The sequence below is a fragment of the Clostridium sartagoforme genome (assembly GCF_004794105.1).
In the GTDB taxonomy this organism is placed as follows: Bacteria; Bacillota; Clostridia; order Clostridiales; family Clostridiaceae; genus Clostridium; species Clostridium sartagoforme_B.
The window spans coordinates 1-25,278 of record NZ_SRYR01000001.1 but is presented as its reverse complement, the minus strand read 5'-3'; the positions used below and the strand labels follow the sequence as shown (position 1 = coordinate 25,278).

The 25,278-nt window shown below is 27.8% G+C and carries 23 protein-coding genes; 3 read left to right on the top strand and 20 right to left on the bottom strand.

Annotated features, from left to right (window positions below; all coding sequences use genetic code 11):
* Positions 1–11: 11 nt before the first annotated feature.
* The 10 genes from cobD to E5347_RS00070 form a co-directional block, all read right to left on the bottom strand.
* Complete coding sequence (gene cobD, locus E5347_RS00115) at positions 12–1,091, bottom strand: threonine-phosphate decarboxylase CobD (protein WP_136003329.1); 1,080 nt, start codon at positions 1,089–1,091, stop codon at positions 12–14.
* A complete protein-coding gene (locus tag E5347_RS00110; protein ID WP_136003327.1) occupies positions 1,091–2,035 on the bottom strand; it encodes a cobalamin biosynthesis protein in 945 nt (314 codons plus the stop codon). Before E5347_RS00110 ends, cobD begins: the two co-directional genes overlap by 1 nt.
* Positions 2,036–2,076: 41 nt before the next feature.
* Entirely contained in the window at positions 2,077–2,673 is a 597-nt protein-coding gene (locus E5347_RS00105) for a histidine phosphatase family protein (RefSeq protein WP_136003324.1), read from the bottom strand.
* A complete protein-coding gene (locus E5347_RS00100) occupies positions 2,670–3,056 on the bottom strand; it encodes a bifunctional adenosylcobinamide kinase/adenosylcobinamide-phosphate guanylyltransferase (RefSeq protein ID WP_136003322.1) in 387 nt (128 codons plus the stop codon). Before E5347_RS00100 ends, E5347_RS00105 begins: the two co-directional genes overlap by 4 nt.
* Positions 3,057–3,071: 15 nt before the next feature.
* Complete coding sequence (locus E5347_RS00095) at positions 3,072–3,827, bottom strand: adenosylcobinamide-GDP ribazoletransferase (protein WP_136003321.1); 756 nt, start codon at positions 3,825–3,827, stop codon at positions 3,072–3,074.
* Positions 3,811–4,374, bottom strand: a complete 564-nt coding sequence (locus E5347_RS00090; RefSeq protein ID WP_136003319.1) for a bifunctional adenosylcobinamide kinase/adenosylcobinamide-phosphate guanylyltransferase — start codon at positions 4,372–4,374, stop codon at positions 3,811–3,813. The genes E5347_RS00095 and E5347_RS00090 overlap by 17 nt, the downstream gene beginning before the upstream one ends.
* Before the next feature lie 10 nt (positions 4,375–4,384).
* Positions 4,385–5,497 carry a nicotinate-nucleotide--dimethylbenzimidazole phosphoribosyltransferase gene (gene cobT, locus E5347_RS00085; protein WP_136003317.1) on the bottom strand — a complete coding sequence of 371 codons (1,113 nt, stop codon included), beginning with the start codon at positions 5,495–5,497 and terminating at the stop codon, positions 4,385–4,387.
* Between the two features lie 146 nt (positions 5,498–5,643).
* Positions 5,644–6,069: a hypothetical protein gene (locus E5347_RS00080; protein ID WP_136003315.1), complete on the bottom strand. Its 426-nt coding sequence runs from the start codon at positions 6,067–6,069 to the stop codon at positions 5,644–5,646.
* A gap of 423 nt (positions 6,070–6,492) precedes the next feature.
* The gene (locus E5347_RS00075) at positions 6,493–7,278 is read right to left on the bottom strand and encodes an HAD family hydrolase (protein ID WP_136003314.1); all 786 of its coding nucleotides are present in this window, start codon (positions 7,276–7,278) and stop codon (positions 6,493–6,495) included.
* A 230-nt stretch (positions 7,279–7,508) separates the two neighbouring features.
* Complete coding sequence (locus tag E5347_RS00070) at positions 7,509–8,390, bottom strand: CPBP family intramembrane glutamic endopeptidase (RefSeq protein ID WP_136003312.1); 882 nt, start codon at positions 8,388–8,390, stop codon at positions 7,509–7,511.
* Between the two features lie 250 nt (positions 8,391–8,640).
* Between E5347_RS00070 and E5347_RS00065 the strand changes: the two genes are divergently transcribed.
* The gene (locus tag E5347_RS00065) at positions 8,641–10,305 is read left to right on the top strand and encodes a glutamine--tRNA ligase/YqeY domain fusion protein (RefSeq protein ID WP_136003309.1); all 1,665 of its coding nucleotides are present in this window, start codon (positions 8,641–8,643) and stop codon (positions 10,303–10,305) included.
* A 187-nt stretch (positions 10,306–10,492) separates the two neighbouring features.
* On the opposite strand, the gene E5347_RS00060 is transcribed toward E5347_RS00065, so the two are convergent.
* Complete coding sequence (locus E5347_RS00060; protein ID WP_136003307.1) at positions 10,493–12,199, bottom strand: methyl-accepting chemotaxis protein; 1,707 nt, start codon at positions 12,197–12,199, stop codon at positions 10,493–10,495.
* Between the two features lie 503 nt (positions 12,200–12,702).
* On the opposite strand from E5347_RS00060, the gene E5347_RS00055 reads away from it, so the two are divergent.
* Positions 12,703–13,305: a DUF445 domain-containing protein gene (locus tag E5347_RS00055; protein WP_136003305.1), complete on the top strand. Its 603-nt coding sequence runs from the start codon at positions 12,703–12,705 to the stop codon at positions 13,303–13,305.
* Between the two features lie 111 nt (positions 13,306–13,416).
* Here the strand turns inward: E5347_RS00055 and E5347_RS00050 are convergent, their stop codons facing one another.
* From E5347_RS00050 to E5347_RS00010, 9 genes are all read right to left on the bottom strand, one after another.
* Complete coding sequence (locus E5347_RS00050; protein ID WP_136003303.1) at positions 13,417–14,871, bottom strand: DUF4179 domain-containing protein; 1,455 nt, start codon at positions 14,869–14,871, stop codon at positions 13,417–13,419.
* A gap of 2 nt (positions 14,872–14,873) precedes the next feature.
* Positions 14,874–15,437: an RNA polymerase sigma factor gene (locus E5347_RS00045; RefSeq protein ID WP_136003302.1), complete on the bottom strand. Its 564-nt coding sequence runs from the start codon at positions 15,435–15,437 to the stop codon at positions 14,874–14,876.
* Between the two features lie 145 nt (positions 15,438–15,582).
* A complete protein-coding gene (locus tag E5347_RS00040; protein ID WP_136003300.1) occupies positions 15,583–16,038 on the bottom strand; it encodes a GNAT family N-acetyltransferase in 456 nt (151 codons plus the stop codon).
* Position 16,039: 1 nt separating this feature from the next.
* Positions 16,040–17,074, bottom strand: coding sequence for a ribosome small subunit-dependent GTPase A (gene rsgA / locus E5347_RS00035; RefSeq protein WP_136003299.1), 1,035 nt, complete (start codon positions 17,072–17,074; stop codon positions 16,040–16,042).
* 488 nt (positions 17,075–17,562) lie between these two features.
* Positions 17,563–18,513: a carbohydrate kinase family protein gene (locus E5347_RS00030; RefSeq protein ID WP_136003297.1), complete on the bottom strand. Its 951-nt coding sequence runs from the start codon at positions 18,511–18,513 to the stop codon at positions 17,563–17,565.
* Between the two features lie 77 nt (positions 18,514–18,590).
* The gene (locus E5347_RS00025; RefSeq protein WP_136003295.1) at positions 18,591–20,066 is read right to left on the bottom strand and encodes a glycoside hydrolase family 32 protein; all 1,476 of its coding nucleotides are present in this window, start codon (positions 20,064–20,066) and stop codon (positions 18,591–18,593) included.
* A 74-nt stretch (positions 20,067–20,140) separates the two neighbouring features.
* Positions 20,141–21,733, bottom strand: a complete 1,593-nt coding sequence (locus E5347_RS00020) for an extracellular solute-binding protein (RefSeq protein WP_136003294.1) — start codon at positions 21,731–21,733, stop codon at positions 20,141–20,143.
* A 27-nt stretch (positions 21,734–21,760) separates the two neighbouring features.
* Positions 21,761–22,654: a carbohydrate ABC transporter permease gene (locus E5347_RS00015; protein WP_136005812.1), complete on the bottom strand. Its 894-nt coding sequence runs from the start codon at positions 22,652–22,654 to the stop codon at positions 21,761–21,763.
* A 15-nt stretch (positions 22,655–22,669) separates the two neighbouring features.
* Positions 22,670–23,554, bottom strand: coding sequence for an ABC transporter permease (locus tag E5347_RS00010; RefSeq protein WP_136005811.1), 885 nt, complete (start codon positions 23,552–23,554; stop codon positions 22,670–22,672).
* A gap of 425 nt (positions 23,555–23,979) precedes the next feature.
* On the opposite strand from E5347_RS00010, the gene E5347_RS00005 reads away from it, so the two are divergent.
* Positions 23,980–25,047: a LacI family DNA-binding transcriptional regulator gene (locus E5347_RS00005; RefSeq protein ID WP_136003292.1), complete on the top strand. Its 1,068-nt coding sequence runs from the start codon at positions 23,980–23,982 to the stop codon at positions 25,045–25,047.
* Positions 25,048–25,278 lie beyond the last annotated feature (231 nt).

Sequence of the window (25,278 nt, the reverse complement as noted above, 5' to 3'; positions counted from 1 at the left end):
TTTGTCAATTACTAATGTATAGATAATATGCAATTTAATCCATTAATAATTCTTTCATTTTCTTCTCTAGTTCTAACTGCAATTCTATAATAACTTTTATCTAATCCAATATAACTGCTACAGCTTCTTACAACTATATTTTTCTTTAGCAATTCCCCTTTTAAATCTATATCTACTAAAGCCTTAAACATAATATAGTTTACAGAAGGCTTAAATACCTTTAGACCCTCAAAAGATTTTAGCTTACTATAAAGATAATCTTTTTCCTCTTCTATATATTCAACTGTTTTTGAAATATACTCTTTTTCATTTAATGCAGCAATAGTTGCTTTTTCTGCAAATATATTAATATTCCAAGGAGATGTTACCTTATTAATTTCTTCTAGTAAATCTTTATTCTTAGTAAGAGTATATCCTATTCTTATTCCAGGTATTGCAAATATCTTAGTTAAAGATTTTATTATAACTAAATTATTATACTTAGAAAGAAATTCTTTTACTGAATATTCATTGTAGTCTTTTATAAAATCTAAAAATGATTCATCTATTACTACAAAAGCATTATTTATCTTAGCTTTTTCTAAAATCCTAACTATTATATCTTTCCCTGTTAGCTTACCAGTAGGATTATTAGGATTGCAAATAAAAACAATATCAATATCTTTATTAATATAATCTAATATATCCTCTTTTATGTTAAAATCATTATCTTCTTTAAGAAAATAATATTTTACTTCTCCACCGATACTTAAAACAGCTTCCTCATACTCACTAAAGGTTGGAGCAGGAATTAATACTTTTCTTGGTTTAACTGCTCTAACTAAATTAAAAATAGATTCAGCAGCACCATTGCCTAAAGCTATATTTTCTAAACTAACATCTTCAAACTCACTAATTACACTTTTTAAGTTATGATACTTTATATCTGGATATACTTTAGCTTCCTTTATAGCTTCTATTAACGACTCTTTAACTTTACTACTAATACCTAATGGATTAATATTAGCTGAAAAATCTAAAAGCTTAGACTTATCAATATTATATATCCTTGATAATTCCTCTATATTTCCACCATGAATAGCCTTACTCATTAAAATAAACTCCCTAAATAATTTAATAATATAGATAAACTAAAACTTAAAAATGATACTAAGTACAATACTTTATTTGTTATGTAAACATCATTGATTTCTATTTTCTTAACTTCATCACCTATAGTAGGCTTTTCTACTAACTTACCAAAATAATAATTTGATCCACCAAGTTTAAGTCCTAATGCTCCTGCAACTGCTGCTTCTGGATGAGCACTGTTTGGACTACTATGATTATATCTATCTCTTATATATATCTTATATGAGTTCTTGTAATCTAGATTTAAAAAATAAGCTGAAATCATAATTAAATATCCAGTAATTCTTGCTGGTATATAATTAAAGATATCATCTAATTTAGCAGGAAAATATCCAAAGTCATAATACTTATCATTTTTATATCCAAACATAGAATCCATAGTATTTACTGCCTTATATACTAATGCAAATGGTGCTCCAAATAATCCTGCATATAAAATTGGTGCTACAACTCCATCTGAAATATTTTCAGCTATAGTCTCAACTACAGCTCTTAGAATCCCTTCTTCATCTAAACTTTTAGTATCTCTTCCTACAATATAAGATAATCTATGCCTCGCCTCTTCAATATCATTATCCTTCAATGCCTTAATAACCTTTAAAGCTTCTACTTTTAATGACTTTGTTGCTATACAAAAATATATAATAATTCCACTTACTATTATTCCAAATATATAATTTAAACTATAACTAAGTTTTAAAATTAGATTAGTAAATATAAAAACAATTAAAACAACGGATATCCAAGTTGATAATCCTGCCATCTTAAGAGAATTGCTTAGTTCTTTTCTAAAATAATTTTCTATTCTTTTGCATAAGTCCCCTATTAATCTTATAGGATGAATAGGATTTTGGGGATCACCTATTATTAAGTCTAATAAATATCCTATAGTTAATTCCTTCATAGTTTATCTCTCCCGATTTCTTTAATGATTTATGTACATATTTATATCTCTATAATCTTCAATATTTTAAATTCTGACTTTAATATTTCTAATTCAAGCTTATATCCTCTACCATAGCTTGGCTGCCACTCATAAAAACTCTTACTACTATCATAAAACTCTTCTAAAATAGTTCCTATAGTCCCTCCATGAGATATTAAAAGAACTGAATTATTATCTTTTATTTTTTTAATAAAACTAATAAATTCTTCTTTTATTCTTTTTCTATACTCTGACTTACTTTCTCCCCCTGGACACTTAAAATTTAAAGACTCATCAGTTATCCAATTAATATAATCTTTATTGTCTTTTAGCTCTTCATAAGATTTCATCTCAAAATCGCCAAAATTATATTCAAAGAAACCTTTTACTTCTTCAAACTCATTATTTTCATAAATAATTCCAATTGTTTCATTTGCTCTTAATGCTCCACTAGTATAGTACTTTTCAGCTTCTTGATAACTTATCTTTTCTTTCAATAAAGCTAATTCTTCTCTTCCTTTTTCACTTAAAGGTAGATCTGTAAACCCACAATATAGCTTATTTTCATTTGCTAATGTTTTTCCATGCCTTAATAAATATAAATTTAGTTTCTTCATTTTTTAATCTCCATAGGAATTCCACAAAAAACTCTATACACTTCATTAGCTTCCTTGCTTATTTCCTGTAAAAGCTTTCCTGTAGTTTCTCTCCAAAGCCTATCTTCTTTTTTTAAAGGCACTATTCCTTCAGAAATATCATCACAAATGATTATTTTATCTTTAAACAGGTTAATATTATCTTTAAAATATTTAACTATATCTTTATTTTCTAAAGCATATTTATAAGTTAAATTATGTAGCTTATATATTACCTTATTAGAAAAATCTATTTCTTTTATTCCTTCATTATTAATAGTAAATACATCTTCTTCCTTAAGGTTATATCTTTCTGTTACAAAACTTAATTTGCCACTATAAGCTCCGCCAAAAACTAAAATCAAAAGTCTCACCTCTCTTTAACTAATGGATAAAATAAATAATCCTACAGCCTCTGCTATTACTAATCCATATCCTGCAATATCTCCTGACATTCCACCAATCTCCTTAATACTTTTCTTTACTGATATTATCGCTGATAAAATTATAAATCCCCCTAAAATAAGTCCTTTAATTCCTAATAAATATACTAGTCCAATTAACGCAAGTATTAAGAAAGATAGAATTACTACAATATCTACTTTACCAGTACCAGTTTTAAAGTAACTTCCCAGTGAACTTTCCTTCATAGTATCCTTTTTTAAAAGCATATATCCCATTAAAGCTCTAGATATAATAGGTATAATAATTATCCCCATAATATTCTTATTTCCTTCGATTATTGCATATACTGAAGAAAAATTTAATATAAATAATATTCCTAAAGATATAACTGAAAAGGCTCCTGTATTTGGATCCTTTAAAATCCTTATTTTTTCTTTTCTATCTCTTCTTGATAATAGAGCATCGCTAACATCCATAAAACCATCTAAATGTAGCATTCCCGTTATAATAAAAGGAGATATCATAGTTAATGCAGTAATTATAATTAATGGAAGGTTAAAATAATTTGCTATTAAATAAACTAGATAATTAATTAATCCAACTATAAGTCCTATAAGTGGGTATAATTTCATCATATGACATACAGCTCTATCCTCCCAAACCTTATAAGGTATAGGTATAATAGTAAACATTGTAATGTCCATTATAAAACCCTTAAATAAATTTTTCATTTAAAAAACCTACCTTTTCTTTACCTTTGTGAATAATAATATTGCTAAAAGATGATTCAATAACTACATCAGAAAATTTAGCTATAGATATATTTAAATTTCCAAGCTCTTTTCTAAAATTATCAGTATAATCATCATACTTAATTGAATCACTAAATAAGTAATCTGAAACAATCACCATATTCTTAGGAATATCCTTAATTTTCATTAATCCATCTAGTATTTTATCATGAACTTCATTTATAAAATCTCCATCTTTAAACATTTCATTAGTAACTAAAGCTGTAATGCTATCTAGCATAACTGTATCTATGCTTTTAAAGTTCATTCCTACTTCTTCAATATTTGCATTTTTCTCTATTGTAATAAAGTTAAAGCCTTCCCTTTCTTTAATATGATTATCTATTCTACTCATATCCTCATTGTCATTAGGTTTCATTGTTGCTATATAAAATAAATTTCCATTAGCATCTTCTAAATACTTAGCTATTCTTTGAGATAGCATGGACTTTCCACTTTTAGAGCCACCTACTACTAATATTATCATATAACCTCACCTACTTAGTTAAAGTATCAACTTTATAGCTACTTTCATCTCTAATCTCTTCTAAATAACTAGGATCAATTTCAGCCTCAGCAAATGTTGCCATATTATTCATCATTGCACAAGCAGAACTTACTATTGAAAAAGCTATAGGACATCCACTTCCTTCACCTAACCTCATATCTAAATTAAGCATTGGTTCAAGATTCATTTCTTTAATTGCTAAATTATATCCTATTTCCTTAGATAGATGAGAAGGTATTAGATAATCAATTACAAAAGGTGATAATCTAGTAGCACATAGAGCTGCTACAGCAGAAATAAATCCATCAATTACTACTGGAATTTTATAATATGAAGCTCCTAAAAATACTCCAATCATTCCAGCTATATCAAACCCTCCAACTTTAGCTACAATATCAATAGGATCTTTTAAACTTGGGTTATTTATTTCTAATGCTTTTCTAACTACTTCCTTCTTTTTATTAAAAGCCTCTTCGGTTAGACCTGCTCCCTTTCCTACTACTTCATCAACACTACAGCCAATTAAGGCTTTTAAAACTGTACTGCTTGTAGTAGTATTACCTATTCCCATTTCTCCTACCCCTATAATTTCATAGCCCTTCCTGCTAGCTATTTTAACTGTATCTATACCTATATAAATAGCTTTTAGACACTCCTCTATAGACATAGCAGGCCCCTTAGCTATGTTGCTTGTACCTTTTCTTATTTTTCTATTTATAGCCCCTGGAACTTCTATATCAGAGTTAATTCCTATATCAACTACTATTAAATCAGTGTTATTAGCTTTAGCTAAAGCTGCTACCCCTGTCTTTCCTCTAGAGAAATTAATACTTTGAGCTAAAGTTACATATTGAGGAGCTGAAGCCACACCTTCTTCTACAACTCCATTATCAGAGGAAAGTATAATCACACATCTCTTATTAATTTCATTATTAATCTCTCCAGTTATTCCAGCTAACTTTATTGCTATTTCTTCAAGTTTACCTAAACTTCCAAGGGGTTTAGCCAAAGAATCAACTCTTTCTTTAGCAGCTTCAATAGCTTTATCATTTCTGCCTTCTATATTATTAATAATTTTTAAAACTTCATCTTTATAATTCATTATATCCCTCTTTTATTATTCCTTTTTGTCATGATATATTAACTTTAGAATAAAAATAACCAAATGACAACAATAAAAAGTATCACTTTTATAATTTCCTAAAAAACAAAAAATTCACAGTTATCTATTTAAAACCGTGAATTTTATTAGCTATTTGATTTTATTATTAATATTTCATCTGCTCTTGGATATATATTTCTTCTACTGATAATTCTTATTTTTATATTGTCCAATTCTATATTATTTAAATTAATTTCTAATTCATCTTCTTCCATAGATATATTTTGTGCTTTAGTTATTATATTTTCATTATTAAATAAATCAATAACATTATAAATCTCATAACTTATTATGTCACCCTTTGTTATTGGAAATGTTACTTTATTTATTGTAAATGTATTCCTAAATTTATATAAAAACTCTCTTGTATAAAGTTTATTATTATAGTCGTTAGATTTATTTAATAGACTATTAATACTTGGTTTGTGAATTTTAAAGATTTCACTATAATTGCAATAGCCATCATATAATACAGAAGTTGATAGAATATCATCTAATTCAATAAAACTCATATTAAGCCTCCTTTAAACTAACAACTTAGCTTTTATACCTAATATTATGTAAAATTATTCTCTAATTATATTCTTATCCTAATTACTGTAATTTGAAAGTCCTATTTTCCTTAAAAATAGTCATAAAATAACAGGACCTTAGTCCTATTCTCCATATTTCTGTACTTTTTTGTAAAATATCACTATATTGCGAAATTCTTTTTTAGTTCAGAAAAAAATTTTGTAGACTATTTGATTATCTATAAAAAAATAAGGACTGTTTCACAAACAATCCCTTTAAAATTAAAAAGTGGCTGTACAAAAACAGCCACAATAAGAATTAATAGTTAATAATTGAAAATAATTATTTTTCGAAACTCCATTAGTAGTTTTTTCATTAATTCTTCATTATTCATTCTTAATTTTTCATTATAAGTTAGTAACTTAAATCTTTAATATATCTTTTATTGCTTCTACAACACCATTTTCATCATTTGTTTTTGCTATAAATCTAGATGCTTTCTTTAAATCATCATGTCCATTCTCCATAGCATAACTATAATATCCTTCTTCCATCATCTCTGAATCATTAAGATAGTCTCCAAATACCATAGTTTCTTCATAAGAAATTCCAAGGTCCTTCTTTATCTTATCTAAGGCTATTCCCTTATTAGCACCTTTTTTAGTTATATCTAACCATATTTCTCCTGAAACTGTAACTTGAAGCTTATCCTTATAGTCATTGTAATAATTGTTGCTATTAAACTCAGATCCTGAAAAATCACAAATAGTAATCTTTAATACCTCATCCTCTACCTTAGTTAAATCTTCAACTATTTCATATCTTTCATAATACTTCTTAGTTTCTCTAACTATTCTTTCATCATCACTTTCTATATAAGCTGAATTTTTCCCACAATAAACTACATAAGCATTGTCTATCTTTCTGCCTATTTCTATAAGCTCCATAGCTATGTTTCTATCTAAAGAATTTACAAGCAGTTCTTTCCCCTTATATAATACATAAGTTCCATTTTCTGCTATAAACATCATTTTATCTTTTACCTTATCAAATTTCTTTAATAAATTATAATATTGTCTTCCACTAGCAGCTGCAAAAATTATATCTTTTTCTATAATCTTAGGGAAAATTTCAAAAAACTCTTCACTTATTTCACCTTTAGAATTTAATAAAGTTCCATCCATATCTGTTGCAATTAATTTTATCATTAGCAGTCACCTCTTAACTTATTTCTTTCGTATTAAAATTAATTTCTAATGTTAACTTCCAAACCATAGTGCTGTCATATTATCAGCTCAAATTAAGAATTAAAACTCCTTTAGGAGTTTTTTATTAATTTTTAATTGTTAATTGCGCGACAGTACTCTCCTTCATTATACATTATTAATTATTCATTATTCATTATTAATTGTAATTTTATCCTATTCTATTTTTTTATTCAATATTGAACATCAAGTGGAGTTTCTTCACTTACTTTAGGATTTGTTCTAGATACTAAGAATAATATAACTGCCATACCTATAACTGCTACTATAGCTTGTATTAGAGACGCTGTTGTACTAAAATTATAATCCCCAAAAATTATGGTCATAATGAAAGGCATAGAATTATTAACTATATGCATTATAATAGCTGGCCATAAAGATTTAGTTTTATAAGTTACATATCCATAGACTATTCCTAGAATTGTTGCATAGGATCCTTGTACTAAATTCAAATGAAATACTCCAAAGAGGACCCCTTGTATTACAATAGTCCACGCTGATGAAAATCTCTTCTGTAATGTATTAAATACTACTCCCCTAAATAGGAATTCTTCAGCAATTGGCGCAACTATTCCAACAGTAATAAATGTTATAATAAGCGATCCCTCCAATAATGGTGCAAGTATATTATCAGTCTTATTAAATTGATTTTCTAATACTCCTGCACTACTAACTAAAGTTAAAACTGCTGAATTAAAGAACCAACAAAGTGCTCCTAATAAAAATGCAGATAAATAATTAATTGGCTTAGTACCATTAATTAATAATTCCTCTTTAACTTTTCTTTTCTTTATTTTATAAATTAGGATTAAAGCTAGTATAGTTATTATAGAAGAAAATAATAATATCCAACTAGTTGCCCCTACTACAAAATTCACCATTGAATCCACATCAGCCACTACTGCCTCTAAACTTTCTCCAGTGCTGCTAACATTAGTTACTAAGTGATATATTATTAAACCTATTGATGCAACAAATGAAACTGCAAGTTGGATTCCAAAGCTTAATACTAAATACCCCAAAGATGCAAAAAAACTTTTTACTTTGCTACCCATAAAATACCATCCTTTACAAAAATATTATTAGTAATTTAATTATATATTAATTATACCCATATTACTACAAATATAACATTTTATTCAAAAGATAATATTATACAAATTAGAATAATTTAGCTTCAAACCTTTATTTTTTCTTACTCATAGTTTAAAATTAAATAAACACTTTATTGATAATTGATTTAAAAGTAAAAAATAGTATATAACTATATATAAGAATAAAAAGTTTTTTAGGAGAGGTACTAATATGTCAAATGAAAACATATCATCTAACTTTATAAGAAATATAGTAATTGAAGACTTAGAAAGTAAAAAGCATAGTGAAATAATAACTCGTTTCCCACCTGAACCAAATGGATATTTACATATAGGTCATGCTAAGTCAATAGTATTAAACTCAGGACTTGCAGAAGAATTTAAAGGTAAATTTAATTTAAGATTCGATGATACTAACCCAACTAAGGAAGATACAGAGTATGTTGAATCAATAAAAGAAGATGTTAAGTGGCTTGGTGGAAATTGGGATAATCTTTATTTTGCATCTAATTACTTCGATATCATGTACGATAAAGCAAAGTTACTAATTAAAAAAGGCTTAGCTTATGTTTGTGATTTAAATGCTGATGAAATAAAAGAATATAGAGGAACTTTAACTGAACCTGGAAAAGAAAGTCCTTATAGAAATAGATCTGTAGAAGAGAATCTTGATTTATTAGAAAGAATGAAAAATGGTGAATTTAAAGATGGAGAAAAAGTTCTAAGAGCAAAAATAGATATGTCTTCTCCAAATATAAATATGAGAGATCCAATTATATATAGAATTGCTCATGCAACTCACCACAATACTGGAGATAAATGGTGCATATATCCTATGTATGATTTTGCACATCCTCTTGAAGATGCAATTGAAGGAATAACTCATTCAATCTGTACTTTAGAATTTGAAGATCATAGACCTCTTTATGATTGGTTTGTAAAAGAATGTGAAATGGAAAGCACTCCAAGACAAATAGAGTTTGCAAGACTTAATATCACTAATACTGTTATGAGTAAGAGAAAACTTAAACAATTAGTTGATGAAAAGATAGTTGATGGATGGGATGATCCAAGAATGCCTACTGTATCTGGATTAAGAAGAAGAGGATACACTCCTGAAGCTATTAGAAACTTCTGTAGCGCAATTGGAGTATCAAAGGCTAACTCTCTTGTAGATTCTCAAATGCTTGAATACTTTATAAGAGAAGACTTACAACTTAAAGCAAATACAGCTATGGCTATTATGAGACCTTTAAAGGTTGTTATAACTAACTATCCAGAAGGTCAAACAGAAATACTAACTGTTTCAAATAATGCTAAAAATGAAGAAGCAGGAACTAGAGAAGTTCCATTCTCAAGAGAAATATATGTAGAGCAAGAAGACTTTATGGAAGTACCAGTTAAAAAGTACTTTAGATTATTCCCAGGTAATGAAGTAAGATTAATTGGAGCTTACTTTATTAAGTGTAATGAAGTAATAAAAGATGAAAATGGAAATGTAGTTGAATTACATTGTACTTATGATCCTGAAACTAAGAGTGGTTCTGGATTTACTGGAAGAAAGGTAAAAGGAACTATTCACTGGGTAGATGCAAAAACTGCAAAACCAGCTGAATTTAGACTATATGAGCCATTAATATTAGATGATGCTCCTGAAAATGAAGGTAAGCATTTCTTAGAACAAATAAATCCTAATTCATTAGAAGTTTTAGAAGGATTTATAGAAGAAACTACTGCTAAGATAGCAAAACCACAAGATAAATTCCAATTAGTTAGAAACGGATTCTTCAATGTTGACCCTAAATACACTACTGATGATAAGTTAGTATTTAATAGAATAGTATCACTAAAGAGTTCATTCAAGATTAATAAGTAATAAAATGCTAGCATTTTATTAATGAAAGAATTAAAAAATTAAAGAATGAAAAGCTCTTAAATAGAAATCTTTACAGATTTTTATTTAAGGGCATCTTTAGAATAAAGGAGGTTTTGGCTAGCAAAACCTCCTTCCTTCATTTTTTCATTTTTTCATTCCTTCATTTTTATTATCATCTTCCTAAGTCTTATACCAGGAACTTCTCTACAACTTCACTTAATCGTTGTGCTAATTCAGCCTGACTTTGAGCTGTAACTGCAATTTGATCTATTTCATGTGTAGCATCATTTATATTATCCTTAACTAAGGCTACACTTGTCGTGGAAGTTGTCATAACTTCTACTAAGTTCTTAATAGCATTATTAATACTCTTTACTATTTCAGCTATTTCATTACTCATATTTGATATTTCAATACTCATTTCATTAATAAATTCACCATCTTTTTCATACTGAGTACCTATATTCACAAAATTCTTGAATTCCTTCATAATTTCCCCATTAATAAATTCTAGTAGTTTACTACTAGTTTCATCAATACTTGAAAATGCTTTTTGAATATCACCTATAGTTTCCTTTACTGAGTGAACTGAATTCTTAGATTCTTCAGCCAAGTTACGTACTTCTTCTGCTACAACACTAAATCCTCTGCCATGCTCCCCTGCTCTAGCTGCTTCTATAGCTGCATTAAGAGCTAAAAGATTAGTTTCTTCTGATATTTCCTCAATTGTATTTGCCATGGTAGCTATTTCATTAATTACCTTAGCCTTTTCAATAGCTGCAATAATTTCTCCCTCTACCTTTTCATATACGTTGGCAGTGCTATCTATAATTCCTTTAGTATTGACTTTTATCTCTCCAGCCCTAGTTTTTACTGCCTTAGAATTTTCATTTCCCTCTTCAGCTTTCTCTGCTAAAACTACTACATTTGACTTAACTGTAGATATAGATAAATATAACTCTTCAGCAGTGTTGCTTGACTCATTTATCACAGCTGTTATTTCATTAGTAGAATTATTTATTTCCTCAAGCTGAGCAGTCATTTCCTCTATATTGGCTGATAATTCTTCACTTGAGGCAGTTATATCCTCAGCTCCATTTATTACAGTTTTAATAAGTTCCTTTACATTATCCTGAGCATTATTCAATGCATCACCAATATCTTTAAATTCATTTTTAGATTTAATATCGATTCTTTCAGAAAGATTATATTCTGATAATCTCTTTGCAAGAGCTAAAATCTTATTAAGAGATCCTGTTATCCCCCTTGTCATACTAACTGAAATTAGAATTGCAATTAATGATGCTAGTGCTAATATTACACTTGTTAATTTTATAGAATATGAATATGTATCTTCATTTTTATTTAAGGCTTCTTCTGCCCACTGATTATTAAGATCTATAAGATTATTTATCTTCCATTTACACTTATCAATAAGTTCATAATAAGTTGGCATTATTACTGTTGCTTCAACATGTTTATTTTCATTTATCAGCTTAATAATCTGACCTCTTCTAGCCTCATACTCCTCAAGATTTTTCTCTAACTCAGTGAAAAGCCTTCTATCTTCTTCCCTAGTTATACCTTCTTCGTAAGACTTAACTGCTTCAGAACTACTTTTCTGTATTGCTTCCAATTCAGTTAATATTTCTGATTTCTCATCTTCACTTTTGGCATTTAATAAATCTTCAATCTTTATATACATTTCAAGCTGAGTATTACTTAATTTAGAAATGTTTGATATCCCTAAAGTGTTATCAGAGTATAATACTTCTGTACCTTCATTAACAATCTTAATACTTACTATTCCAACCATCCAAATTGTAACAATAAATAAGATTACTAATATGAAAGATAAAGCTAGCTGATGTGAAATTTTTCTTATCCTTCTCATTATTCTCCCCCTTATAAGAGCATAAGTTTCCTTTATCCCTTGTTATTTATACCAATAATTAACACTTAAATAATATCATCATTATTCTCTTATAACAATGTATAGGAAGTTGAGAAATTCACCCCTTAAATATAGCATTAAACACCACAATGCAAATCTTATCATCCATTTGCTATTTAATACTTGGTGGTACTATTATTCATTAATTCTTATTTCTTCTACCTTACAGTTATCCTTTTCTTTAATTAATTTGTTTCACAACTTTTCTAATATAAATCACCCTAAAGTTAGTACTAATTTATACGGCTACATATCCCTTAAGAAATAATCAATAAAAAAATAAATTAAACTCTATAAAATATTAAGTTAATAAATATTATAAAGCCCTAATGGATAATACTTGTACTACATAGTCAATTTTATATTGAAATAATTCTCTTTTAATTATAAAATAATCTATGAGTTTTATAAGGTAATTATAATTACTTATGTAGGAGGAACTTATGGATAAACTTATAACTATTTTAATATTAACTGTTGTTGGTGGACTTATTGGGTGGATAACTAATATATTAGCTATAAAGCTTTTATTTAGACCAATTACACCTATTAGAATTCCAATTTTAAATTTTGAAATACTAGGACTAATTCCTAAGAGAAAAAAAGAAATTGCAGCAAATATTGGTGAAGTAATTTCTAATGAACTTCTTTCAATGAATGATATATTAGAGCAAGCATTAAATAATTCAAATGGTGAAAATTTCAATTCTTACATAATAGAAAAAATTAAAGCTATTATAAATGAAAAGCTAAATATTATTCCTATGCCCTTTAGAATGATGGCTTCCCCTTATATTGATGAAATATTAAATAAGGAAGTTCCTAGTGCAATTAGTGAAATTACTGATGATTTATTAATTAAAGCTAAAGAAAATGTTAATATTCAAGGAATTATTGAAGAAAAAATAAATGAATTAGATTTAGAGAAACTTGAAGATATAATAATTAAAGTTGCTAAAAAAGAACTAAAACATATTGAAATCCTAGGTCTTGTACTTGGTTCCATTATTGGAGTTCTTCAAGGAATTTTAGTAATATTTCTTTAAATAAAATTTAATTTTTACTAAATAGAAAGAGCTGTCCCATTAGTAATTTAAAATTGCTATATGGCAGCTCTTTAAGTTTAATACTATACTTTTTTCATTATTTAATAATCCTTAGTTTTTAGATAAATCAATAGTTATTTTTTCATTTTCTAAGACTTTTATATCTCTATTAGGTGCTGCTATATAATAATCCTTACTTTTATCTAATGCAGGTAATGTTAATGTGAAATTATATCCATCATCTAATCCATTAAATTTAGTCTCTTTAATTTCTATATCAGTTGTTCCTTTATACCATTCGTCTTCTTGACCTTTATTTGAACTATTATATTTATCTAATTTCTCTTCATCCCAAATAGAAATATGAATGTCTTCCAAAGTTCTTAAATATTTTTTAGCTTTTAAATTTACTACTGTTTTATCTTCTTGGAAATCAATATCATTTATAATATATTCTTCTTCTGAGCTTGATTTTACTAATGTCTCATTATCTTCATTTATTTTTTCTATAGTATATTTTACATTTTCAATTGTATTATTAGTAATAGACATACGATTACTATTACTAATAATAGGTATAAGAGTTATTGATTTTGTTTCTTCTGATATCTTATCAAATCTAAATATACTAGTCCCTATTAATGATTTTTTTGCTTTAAAGACACCAGAAAACTCCATCCCCTTATTATTTAATGGAATCCCCTTATCATCCAATGCTATAAATTCAAAATTATACTCTTTAAGATAATCACCTTGATAATATTTATTTGCTTTACTAAGCTCATTATAGATATCAACATATACAACAGTATTTAACTTACTTTTTATTACCTCTCTAATCTTAAAGGATTCTTCACCATATTTAATATCTTTATTTATAGTATAGACTTCTTTTCCCATATCTTTAGAGTCTATAGAAAATTTAAAATCTAACTTTTTAGGATAATATCCAACCCAATTTCCATATAAATCATTAACTATAAATTCTATTTTAGCTTTATCAGGTAACTTATCATTAGTAAATGAATAAGATGCCAATCCTACATAAGTATTATCATCTATGAATTCTCCATTGTTTTCTTCATTATCATATTGAATCCCCTTAAATCCACTTCTTATTATAGGGAATATTATTGGTTTATCATCAAATCCACTTTCTGACTTTAGTTCATATGCTATAGCAAGCTCTACCCCATCATAGTAAATATTATTAATTGTCATAGTAGTATCTTTATATTTTTTAGTAATATCTACATCTTTAGAACCTTTTATATACTTATCTCCAATTCCTATAGCCTCATTAATTTCTTTAAATGTAGGTCCTATCACTGGTAAACTTTCTGCATAGGCTGGCATAAATACATTAAATGTTAATAAACATACAATTAATCCAGCCACTAAACCAGATACTTTACTTAATCTACCTTTTCTTTTAACTTTCCTATCAGGTAATTTATTTAATGTATTTAACACATTCTTTTTTAAGCTCTCTGGAGCTTGTATATTTTCTTGCTTTGCTTTATGTTTTAAAATTTCATTAAACTTATCTTCATTATAATTATTCATGACTATCCCTCACTCATAATATTATATATTTTTTCTCTAGCCCTACTTAACCTTGACTTAACTGTTCCCTTTGCTATCTTTAAAAGGCTACTTATTTCTTCGATAGACATATCATTAAAATAAAATAGCCATGTAGTTAGCCTTAAATCTTCACTTAAAGAGTCAATTGCTTTAATTAAGTCTAAATCCTTATATTTATCTTCATAAATTTCATTATTAATTTGTGAGTCTTCCATATATATAAACTTCTTATTTCTTCGTATTATATTATTACATTCATTTATCAAAATTCTTGTTATCCAAGTCTTAAAGTACTCCTGATTTTTTAAATATGGAATCTTTTCATAAGCCTTAACTATGGTATTTTGAAATGCATCTTCAATATCATACTCACTATTTAATATCCCTCTAGCAACAATATATAAGGACTTCATATTTTCCTCAATTAAACTATTAAAGGCTTCTTTATCTCCATTTATAGCTAGTATGACCTTACTATTTTTATTATCTATTCTCTTGCGTCTCTTACTAAGCAAACCTATAGGTATTATGCTTGAAGTGTTCATTACCTCTCTCCTTCCCCATCTAACATAGCTATGTGAACTTTCCTTCACTTAATTAGACGTTTATCTTAAATCAAAGGTTCCATATAATTAAAATATTTTTCGTTACTATAAAAAAGAGTTGCATAAGCAACTCTTCATAATATTATTAATTATCTTCTAATTCAAATAACAATTCTTCTTCTAAAGTTTTTCCTGTATCCTTAAATCCAAGGCTTTCATAAAGCCTTCTTGCTATATTATTCTTTGGATCAAAGGAAATATAGATATCCTTGCAATCCTCATTTCCCTTCATCTCTTCAATTATTTTTCTTAAAGAAATTCTTCCAAATCCTTTTCCTTGGTATTTATGATCTATCATAAACCTGCATATTTCATAAAAATCATACTCATTACAATATCCATACATAGTAAATCCAATCATTAAGTCCTCGTTATATATTGCTTTTACAGTCCAACCCGCTTGAATTTTTGATTGCGCAATAGAAAAAGCATTTGAAGCAACAAATTCTTCAAAAACATAATTTTTCCCCTCTTTATTAGTGGTTAAGAGTGCACATTCTAATAAATTCTCTTCATTAATATCTTTTAAATATATACTCATCTTATCTCTTCCCCCTAATTATGCTCTTTACTCTTTGTTTCTCTTGCTGCATAGACTTTTTTAAATTATACTCTTCTTCTCTTTTGAGCTTCTTATATCTCTCTAATCTATCTAAGTCTAATTCTCCCTTTTCAATTGCTTCTCTTACAGCACATTTAGGTTCATTTTTATGAGTACAATCTGAAAATTTACATTGGCTTTCTAATTCTTCAATATTACTAAAGGATTTATCAACATCAGCAGACATTAATCCAAGTTCCCTCATTCCAGGGGTATCTATTATTACACCACCCTCTTCTAACACAAATAATTCTCTATGGGTAGTTGTATGTCTTCCCTTGTCATTTTCATCTACTGAATTAGTCTTTAATATATCTTTATTTAATATCTTATTTATTAAAGTAGATTTACCTACTCCTGATGAGCCTATAAAGGCTATGGTTGTTCCACTTTTTATATATTCTTTGACTTTCTCATATCCATTTTCATTTAAACTTGAAGTTACTAATATTTCTATTCCTATAGCAACTTCCTGAACTGCTCTAAGTCTTTCATCTATATCTTCACATAAATCTGACTTAGTTAATACTATTACTGGTATTGCCATGCTATCCCATGCAACTGCTATATATCTTTCAAGCCTATTAATATTAAAATCATTATTTAAAGCTGTACATATAAATATATAATCAATATTTGCAGCAACTATTTGTATATCAAATCTACTTCCTGCAATCTTCCTTGAAAAATAACTTTTCCTAGACAATACCTTATGAATTATAGCATCTCCATTTTTATTATCTGTTCTATCTAATAATACCCAATCTCCTACTACAGGATAATCTAAAGTATTATTTGAAGAATATGATAATTTACCAGATACCCTTGCAAGTACTTCTCCCTCCTCAGTAAATACTTTATAAATATCTTTGTATTGTACTGACACTCTTCCTAAATAAAAATCATCATTATAGATACTTGCCTCTTTAATGTATCCTTCATTTAATCCTAATTCTAGTAAGTTTTTATTATTCATTTTTCCTCCCGAAACATAAGTTATTGGGAAGGATATTAAATTACTCTATACTGTAGTCACCTTCCCATAAACAACAATATAGTTTCTGTTAATTCTTACTAAACTCATCATAAAACATCACATCCTTTCAGATAATTAATGGTTAAATTTGTATGTAACCACTATAATTATAATATAACAATATTAACTTTTTTCATACAATTATTTGTAAATAATTCTAACTTTATATTTCTACTTCTATATTTATTTAAAGTTCATTTACATTATTTATTATGAATGTCCTCCTTCTGATAATCAAAGGCAGTTGCCAGATTTCTTTTTATCTTTAAAAGGAGTTTTTTATTAAAAATATAGCTATAAGTTTTCTGAGCCACAAATCAGACTTTCACCCACTAGTACGCACCTACTCCGAGCACAGAAAAAAGAGGAAAATATATATTTTCCCCTATGTATATAAGAATATTATTCAAATTTATCAATATTAATATTTATTCAAATTTATTAATATCTTTCAAATAGTTCTCAACTTCATCCCATGTTGGTATAGATTCTAAAGCGCCAACCTTTGTAGTAGTTATTCCACCAACTATATTAGCACATCTAATTATTTCTTCCATATCCTTTTCTGGTGAATTTAATACTTGTGCAAGTACTGCTCCCATAAATGCATCCCCAGCACCTGTGGAATCCTTCATTTTCATTTTTTTAGTTGGTACTAGCACTTGTTTTTCAATTGTTGTTAACATTGCACCCTCTTTACCTAATGTAACTATCAAATTCTTACATCCTAAATTTAAAATAAAATCTGATGCTTCTTTAATAGTATTTTTACCACTAATTAACAAGGCTTCTTCGTCACTCAATTTAACTATATAGCTATCTTTAATAAAATCAATACAACATTTAATAAATTCATCCTTTTTATCATTAAATAAATTATCTCTATAATTAGCATCAAATGATATTATCTTGTTATTTTTCAATGCATATTCCTTTAACTTATAATAGGTGCCTTTTAATTCCCCATCTAGGAAAGCAGTGGCACTTCCAAAGTGAAATAAATCAAATTTATCCAAATCATCTTTAATCATATTATATGATAGAAAAGAATCGGCATCTCTAACGAATTCAAAATCCCTTTCACCATCCTCCATTAATGATACGAATGCAAAAGTTGTATTATGATTTTCTAGCTTATACATAAAATCAGTCATTATATTATTATTTTTAAAAGTATCTTCTAAAAAGCTACCAAAGGCATCGTTACCAACTGTTCCAAAGAAATATGCTTCTGCACCTAGTTTTGATATAGCTGCAGCAACATTTGCAGGAGCTCCACCTGCCTTTTTCACAAATCCATTTGTTTCTTTTAATGAACTTCCTAAATCTGTAGATACAAAATCTATTAACGCTTCTCCTGTACAAATAACTCTTTTCATACCATACATCCTCATTTCCTATAAGCTTATTTATCTTAATTATTACATAGTATATAATTGTAAGAACAATTTATTTTTTACACAATAATATCATGTTTTTTAATATTAGCTAAAGTTAATCCTTGTGATGAAAAAGTAATATCTGTGGCATTTAAAGGTGTATAGAATGTAGATGTCATTACATGTTCTCCATCATTAATAAAAATCTCTACAGAATACTTATCTATAATTAATCTTAATTTTATTTTACCATCATTTTCTTTTACACTAATATCTCTTCTATGAAGTGTATCTCCATATTTTCCAGAGTAACTTCTATCAAATGTAACTATACTCTTTCTTGGGTTATAGCTTATTAATGTTTCATATTCTTCATTTTTTGCTACTTTAATTTGGAATTCTTCAGATTTACTTGCATCAATATCTAATGTAATATCTATTGCCCTACCATTAATTCCTTCTAAAGATATTTCTTTTTCAATTGATAAATCATTATATTCAACAGTATTCTTATAATAATTTTCAATTTCTCTAATTGGATTTTGAATTAAAAAACCATCTTTAATTGTAAGCTCTCTAGGTATAGTCATCATTCCACACCATTTAAAATCATGTGGTACAATTCTATTCTCCCAAGAATGCATCCATCCTACCATTATACGTCTTCCATCTTTTGCTTCAAAAGTTTGAGGTGCATAAAAATCTAATCCATAATCTATAACACTATACTTTTCTCTAGTAAAGTTATTATTATTTTTATCATATTTCCCAATTATATATGCTGTATTATTTCCATTATGGAAACCATTTTTATCAGCCTTAACCTCTTGTGGTGAAATTACAAGAATATAATTTTCATCTAATTTAAAGAAATCTGGACATTCCCACATACGTCCTATCTTATTTTCACTCTTATCAACAATAGTAACATATTCCCAATTTCTTAAATCCCTTGATTTATACATAAGAATTTGTCCACTACCATCTTTACTCCTACTTGCAACTACAGTATAAAATTCATTCCCATCTTTCCATATCTTAGGATCTCTAAAATCTTCTAAACTACTTCCTTCTGGTAACATTTCATTTGTTATAACTGGATTGCAATCTAATTTTTCATAATTTATTCCGTCTCCAATTGCAATACATTGAGTTTGTCTTAATATACGCTTTCCCTCTTCATTAGTTTTATCTAAAACCCCAGTATACATAATTATATGTTTACCATCATCTTCTATAGCACTACCTGAAAAGCATCCTTCCATATCATAATCTTCATCAGGAGCAAGAGCTACCGGTAGTTGTTCCCATTTTATAAAATCCTTTGTTTTACTATGTCCCCAATGCATAGGTCCCCATATTGTATCATATGGATAATATTGATAAAATAAATGATATTCATCATTAAAAGTAGAAAATCCATTTGGATCATTAATCCATCCTATAGGCGCACATAAATGAAATGATGGTTTTTCATCTTTGCTAATACTTTTGATAAATTCATTTTCATATAATTTTGCTTTTTCTAAAATTGCTGCATTTCTTTCCCTCATTTATTTAAACCCTTCCTTTTTCTCTAATATAATACATAAGAGACCTATAGTCTCTTATGCATTAATTTATTATTTTATTTAAAATACTCATCTAAATATTTTTGTTTAATTTCTAACATTTTTGATAATCCTAATGATTCTATTTCTTCAAGATATGCATCCCACTCTGCATCAATACCACCATTTAATATCCACTCTGCCTTTTTACGTTCTGTGAATGATCTTACAGCAGTTTCATATTGAGTAAGTTGTTCAGTATCTTCAGAAGTCATAAATACTAATGGATAATTATATTCTGCTTTCATATTTTCTACATATGTTCCATGAAGTATATCTAATCTTGCTTTTGCATCATCCGGCATAGTTGTATATTTTCCATAATACTCATCAAGGATAGCTAAAGGACCAGCAACGAATTGATTTGCACGAACTTCCCAAGGAGATGCTCCATTTAATTCTAAGTGTTTTAAGCTACCATCTTCTTTTAATTCAAATACATTTTGATTATTTTCATCACCATAAGTTCCCCAGTTGTCTTGAACTGATTGAACTGGATCATATAATCTATCTATCCATTTTGCTGTTAATTCTAAGTTTTTGTTTGCTGATGTTATAACACATCTACCAACATCAACACCAAATCCATTAGATCTTGGAATATTAACATTTCCATTAGGTCCTGCTAATGCTGGAAGAGCAATATAATCACTTGCATTTTCTACTACGTTTGCTGCATCCCAAGTAAAGAACATACCAAATTTTCCATTCTTACCTTTAGATACATAAGTAGACCAATCTTGAGTAAATGCTTCTGGATCTAATAATCCTTGTGTTTGAAGGCTATTAAGCCATTTAATTCCTTCTTTATATCCTTCTTGAACTGTTGAATAAATAACTTTTTTGTCATTTGTTACAAGATAATGATCTGCGTTATCCCCTTCTCCAAATGCTCCAAGTAAGATTCCTGGATCTTGGTCTCCATTATTCATAATAAATGACATTGGAATTGAATCAGGCTTCTTTTCTTTAAAAGCCTTTAATACTGAAACTAATTCGTCTGTAGTTGTTGGTACTTGAAGTCCTAATTCATCAATCCATTTTTTATTTATATATGGAATATTTCCTACTGATTGAATTGCTTCTTTACCTGTTCCTAATTCTTCTATCCAAGGGAAAGAATAAATATGTCCATCTGGAGCTGTAATCATTTTTCTATACTCTGGATTTTCATCTAATACTTTTGAAAGGTTTGGCATATAATCTTTAATTAAATCTTCTACTGAAATAATAACTCCTTGCTTTGAGTAACGAAGTAAATCATAAGTACTCATGTATGAGTCAAAAACAACATCTGGAAGAGTATCTTTCTTAGATAATGCTAAATTTCTTTTATCTGCAAATTGATCATCCACATAACATGTCCAATCTATATTCACATTTGTTTCTTCTTCTAGCCTTTGGAATATAAGCCTTTTACTTGGATCTTGCTCTGAAATAGCAGGCGCATGTGTTAACATTTTTAAAGTTGCAGTTTCTTCTAATGGAAATGAAACATCTGTATATACTTTTGTCTCCTTTCCGCCCTTAGAGCCACATGCTACCATTGATAATGTTGTTATAGTTGCTAATGAGACACATAATATTTTTTTAATCATAGATTTTTTCATTATATTTAATCTCCTTTATATTTATTTTTAGCCTTTTAATGATCCGCCTAAGATACCTTTATCAAAGTATTTTTGGAAGAATGGATACATAATTAATAATGGTAAACTTGAAATTACTATAGTTGAATATTTTAATAACTCTGCAATCTTAGCCATTGCTGCTGTACTTTGAATATCAGCAATCATTCCAGTTGCTGGAGTATTTTGAATTAATATTGATCTTATTACAAGTTGTAATGGTTGTAAGCTTGCATCATCTAAATAAATCATAGCATCAAAATAACTATTCCATTGTCCTACAAATTGATATAGAATCAATACTGCAATTATCGGTTTACAAACTGGTAAAACAATCTTGAAGAAATGTTTTATTTCACTTGCACCATCTATAGCTGAAGCCTCTCTTAATTCTTTAGGTAAACTTCTGAAATATGTTTTAGCAAGCATTATATTCCATACATTAATTGCCCCTGGAAGTAGTATTGCCCACACTGTATTAATAAGCTTTAATTTATCCATTAAAAGATAGGTTGGCATTAAACCTCCACCTATAAACATAGTTATAATAAATAATGCATTAAAGAACTTTTTCCCCACAAAATCTTTTTTTGATAATGGATATGCTGCTAAAAGTGTAACTGCAACTGAAATAAGGGCAAAAGTAATTGAATAGAACATAGAGTTAAGGAACCCTCTTAAAATCATATCATCTTCAAAAACTCTTCTATATCCCTCTAAAGACCATTTGCTAAAGTCAAGAGTTATTCCATTATTACTTAATTCAACTGGATCCATGAAAGATGCAATAAGTACATACGCAAGTGGTATAATAATTAAAAGCACAAATACTGCTAATATAAAGTACCCACTACCCATAATAAATTTATCAGATTTTGTAAGCCTACTTTTTTCTTTTTTCATCATTTTATCCACCTCCTACAAGCCTTGTGCTTCTTCTTCGTCCTTATTCAATCTATTAACAGTTGTATTCACAATAATTAATAGAATTAAATTTATTATTGCATTAAACAGTCCTACTGCAGTAGAAAAACTATAGTCCCCTAATTGAAGACCCACTTTATAAACATATGTTGATAAAATTTCTGATGTTGGCAAATTCAAACTTGTCTGTAATGCTAACGCTTTTTCGAAACCTATACTCATGATATTACCTGCTGATAATATAAATTGTATAACCATTATTGGCTTTATTGCTGGTAAGTCAACATATATAATTTGTTGAAAAACATTTGCTCCATCTATAATTGCTGCTTCTGTTAACTCTTTGCTTGAATTAGAAAGTGCTGCTGTATAAATAATAGAAGCCCATCCTGCTCCTTGCCATATTCCACTAGCTATATATATAGTACGAAATGCTTCAGGCTTAGTCATGAAATTAATTGCAGTTCCTAAAAAGTTATTAATAGGTCCTACAGGAGATAAGAATAATATTATCATCCCCGAAATTACTATTACTGAAATAAAATTTGGAGCATATAAAATTAGTTGTATCTTTTTTCTTAATCCTTCGCTCTTTACTCTTGATAATAATAAAGCTAATATAATTGGCATTGGGAATCCCCATAATAAGCCATATACGCTTAACTTTAATGTATTCATAAGTAACTGCATAAAATCTGGCGAGCTTAAAAATCTTTGGAAATGTTTTAAACCTACCCACTCACTATTAAGAAGTCCAGCAATAGGATTGTAATCCTCAAATGCCATTAATATCCCACCAATTGGAACATACTTAAACACAATTAATAAAATCAGAGGTGGTAGCATGAAAAAAAGATATAATTCATAATTTTTTTTCATATACTTAAAATTATTATTTAACTTATCCTTTATTCCCCCTAAAACATTTGAAGGTTCTTTTTTTAAAATATTTTTTGAATTTTTCTTTGTACTAGGTAAAAGGTTTTCTACCTCTCTCAATTTAATCCCATCCCTTCTATATCCATATTTACATTTGTAACATAAACAGTTTATTTCTTTACATTTTTGCTCTTTCTGTAAACATTTTCTACTGTGATAATCTAATATTATCATTTTTATTTTACATTGTCAATATATGTAGTTACATTTATCAACTTAATTTTTAACCTTTGCACAAAATTTATTTTACATTTGTAACACTATTTTTCTTTCCTTTTCTCTTTTAATTTGGTATAGTAAAATGGTAGTATTAAATTAACATTAATAAAAAAGTTTTATTAATAAATGTAAAGGAGTATTTTATAATGCAAAATAAAAAGGTTACAGTTCAAGATATAGCAGATATGCTAAACCTGTCTCGAAATACTGTATCAAAAGCACTTAATAATACTGGAACAATTTCTGAAAGTACTAAAACAAAAGTTATTCAAAAAGCAATTGAAATGGGATATAAACAATTTTCTCACCTTAACACCTTAATAAATAGTGAAATTCCTATAGAAAATAAAATCCCTATAGGTAATAAGGAAATTGCACTATTTACATGCAACATGCCAAACAGTTCTCACTTTGGTGCTAATCTTTTATCAGGTTTCGAGAAAACAATAAGTAATTTAGGCTTTAGACTATCTATGCATCTGATTAGAGATACTGATGTAGATTCCTTAAGTTTGCCTATTAATTTTAATCCAGAATCAGTTGATGGTATAATCTGTATAGAAATGTTTAACCATGAATACAATAAATTAATTTGCAATTTAAATCTACCGACATTATTTATTGATTCATCAGTAAATAATGATGATTCAGAACTTAATGCTGATATTCTTTTAATGGAAAATTATCATAGTGTTTATAAGCTAACTAAAACCCTGTTAAAAAATGATATAACAGATATTGGATTCATCGGTGATATTAATCACTGTGCAAGTTTTAATGAACGTTGGAAGGGATATTCAACTGCATTATCTGATTCTGGAATTGATATAGATTTTCAGAAATCAATTCTTGAAAATGATAAAAGCTTTCTTACCTCATCCAAACTACTTAAAGATAAATTATCTTTAATGTCACATTTACCACAAGCCTTTATATGCGCTAATGATTTTATTGCTATATATTTAATAAAAGTATTAAAAGAACTTAGCTTATCTGTCCCAGATGACATATTAGTATGTGGATTCGATGATTCAGCGGAATCAAAGATAATTGAGCCGAAACTTACTACAGTTAATATCCCAAGCTATGAAATGGGAAAATTTGCAGCAAACCTTTTGCTTTCAAGAATAGAAAATCCTCTAATTCCTTTTAGAACAATGCATGTAAAAACTTCAATTATATTTAGAGGATCTACTGGAAATGTTAATATGTAGTGTTATTACAAGTTATATTTTAATAAAATTAGAGCTGCCTTAAAATGAATTAAATCATTTTAAGGCAGCTCCTTTTATATTATTAATTTACATATTTCTAAACTGGCTTAATAGAAACTTCTAATCTTCCTCCATCCCAAGCATTATTTTCATTAGCTGTTATTATGAAGTAAATTTTATCACCTTTTTTAACATCTAAAGCTTTTATATCTATATCTTCAACAATATCAT

Coding starts and splice junctions, on each gene's coding strand:
- cobD (WP_136003329.1), bottom strand. CDS start 1,091: ATGAGTAAGGCTATTCATGGTGGAAATATAGAGGAATTATCAAGGATA.
- E5347_RS00110 (WP_136003327.1), bottom strand. CDS start 2,035: ATGAAGGAATTAACTATAGGATATTTATTAGACTTAATAATAGGTGAT.
- E5347_RS00105 (WP_136003324.1), bottom strand. CDS start 2,673: ATGAAGAAACTAAATTTATATTTATTAAGGCATGGAAAAACATTAGCA.
- E5347_RS00095 (WP_136003321.1), bottom strand. CDS start 3,827: ATGAAAAATTTATTTAAGGGTTTTATAATGGACATTACAATGTTTACT.
- E5347_RS00090 (WP_136003319.1), bottom strand. CDS start 4,374: ATGATAATATTAGTAGTAGGTGGCTCTAAAAGTGGAAAGTCCATGCTA.
- cobT (WP_136003317.1), bottom strand. CDS start 5,497: ATGAATTATAAAGATGAAGTTTTAAAAATTATTAATAATATAGAAGGC.
- E5347_RS00080 (WP_136003315.1), bottom strand. CDS start 6,069: ATGAGTTTTATTGAATTAGATGATATTCTATCAACTTCTGTATTATAT.
- E5347_RS00075 (WP_136003314.1), bottom strand. CDS start 7,278: ATGATAAAATTAATTGCAACAGATATGGATGGAACTTTATTAAATTCT.
- E5347_RS00070 (WP_136003312.1), bottom strand. CDS start 8,390: ATGGGTAGCAAAGTAAAAAGTTTTTTTGCATCTTTGGGGTATTTAGTA.
- E5347_RS00065 (WP_136003309.1), top strand. CDS start 8,641: ATGTCAAATGAAAACATATCATCTAACTTTATAAGAAATATAGTAATT.
- E5347_RS00060 (WP_136003307.1), bottom strand. CDS start 12,199: ATGAGAAGGATAAGAAAAATTTCACATCAGCTAGCTTTATCTTTCATA.
- E5347_RS00055 (WP_136003305.1), top strand. CDS start 12,703: ATGGATAAACTTATAACTATTTTAATATTAACTGTTGTTGGTGGACTT.
- E5347_RS00050 (WP_136003303.1), bottom strand. CDS start 14,871: ATGAATAATTATAATGAAGATAAGTTTAATGAAATTTTAAAACATAAA.
- E5347_RS00045 (WP_136003302.1), bottom strand. CDS start 15,437: ATGAACACTTCAAGCATAATACCTATAGGTTTGCTTAGTAAGAGACGC.
- E5347_RS00040 (WP_136003300.1), bottom strand. CDS start 16,038: ATGAGTATATATTTAAAAGATATTAATGAAGAGAATTTATTAGAATGT.
- rsgA (WP_136003299.1), bottom strand. CDS start 17,074: ATGAATAATAAAAACTTACTAGAATTAGGATTAAATGAAGGATACATT.
- E5347_RS00030 (WP_136003297.1), bottom strand. CDS start 18,513: ATGAAAAGAGTTATTTGTACAGGAGAAGCGTTAATAGATTTTGTATCT.
- E5347_RS00025 (WP_136003295.1), bottom strand. CDS start 20,066: ATGAGGGAAAGAAATGCAGCAATTTTAGAAAAAGCAAAATTATATGAA.
- E5347_RS00020 (WP_136003294.1), bottom strand. CDS start 21,733: ATGAAAAAATCTATGATTAAAAAAATATTATGTGTCTCATTAGCAACT.
- E5347_RS00015 (WP_136005812.1), bottom strand. CDS start 22,654: ATGAAAAAAGAAAAAAGTAGGCTTACAAAATCTGATAAATTTATTATG.
- E5347_RS00010 (WP_136005811.1), bottom strand. CDS start 23,554: ATGAAAAAAAATTATGAATTATATCTTTTTTTCATGCTACCACCTCTG.
- E5347_RS00005 (WP_136003292.1), top strand. CDS start 23,980: ATGCAAAATAAAAAGGTTACAGTTCAAGATATAGCAGATATGCTAAAC.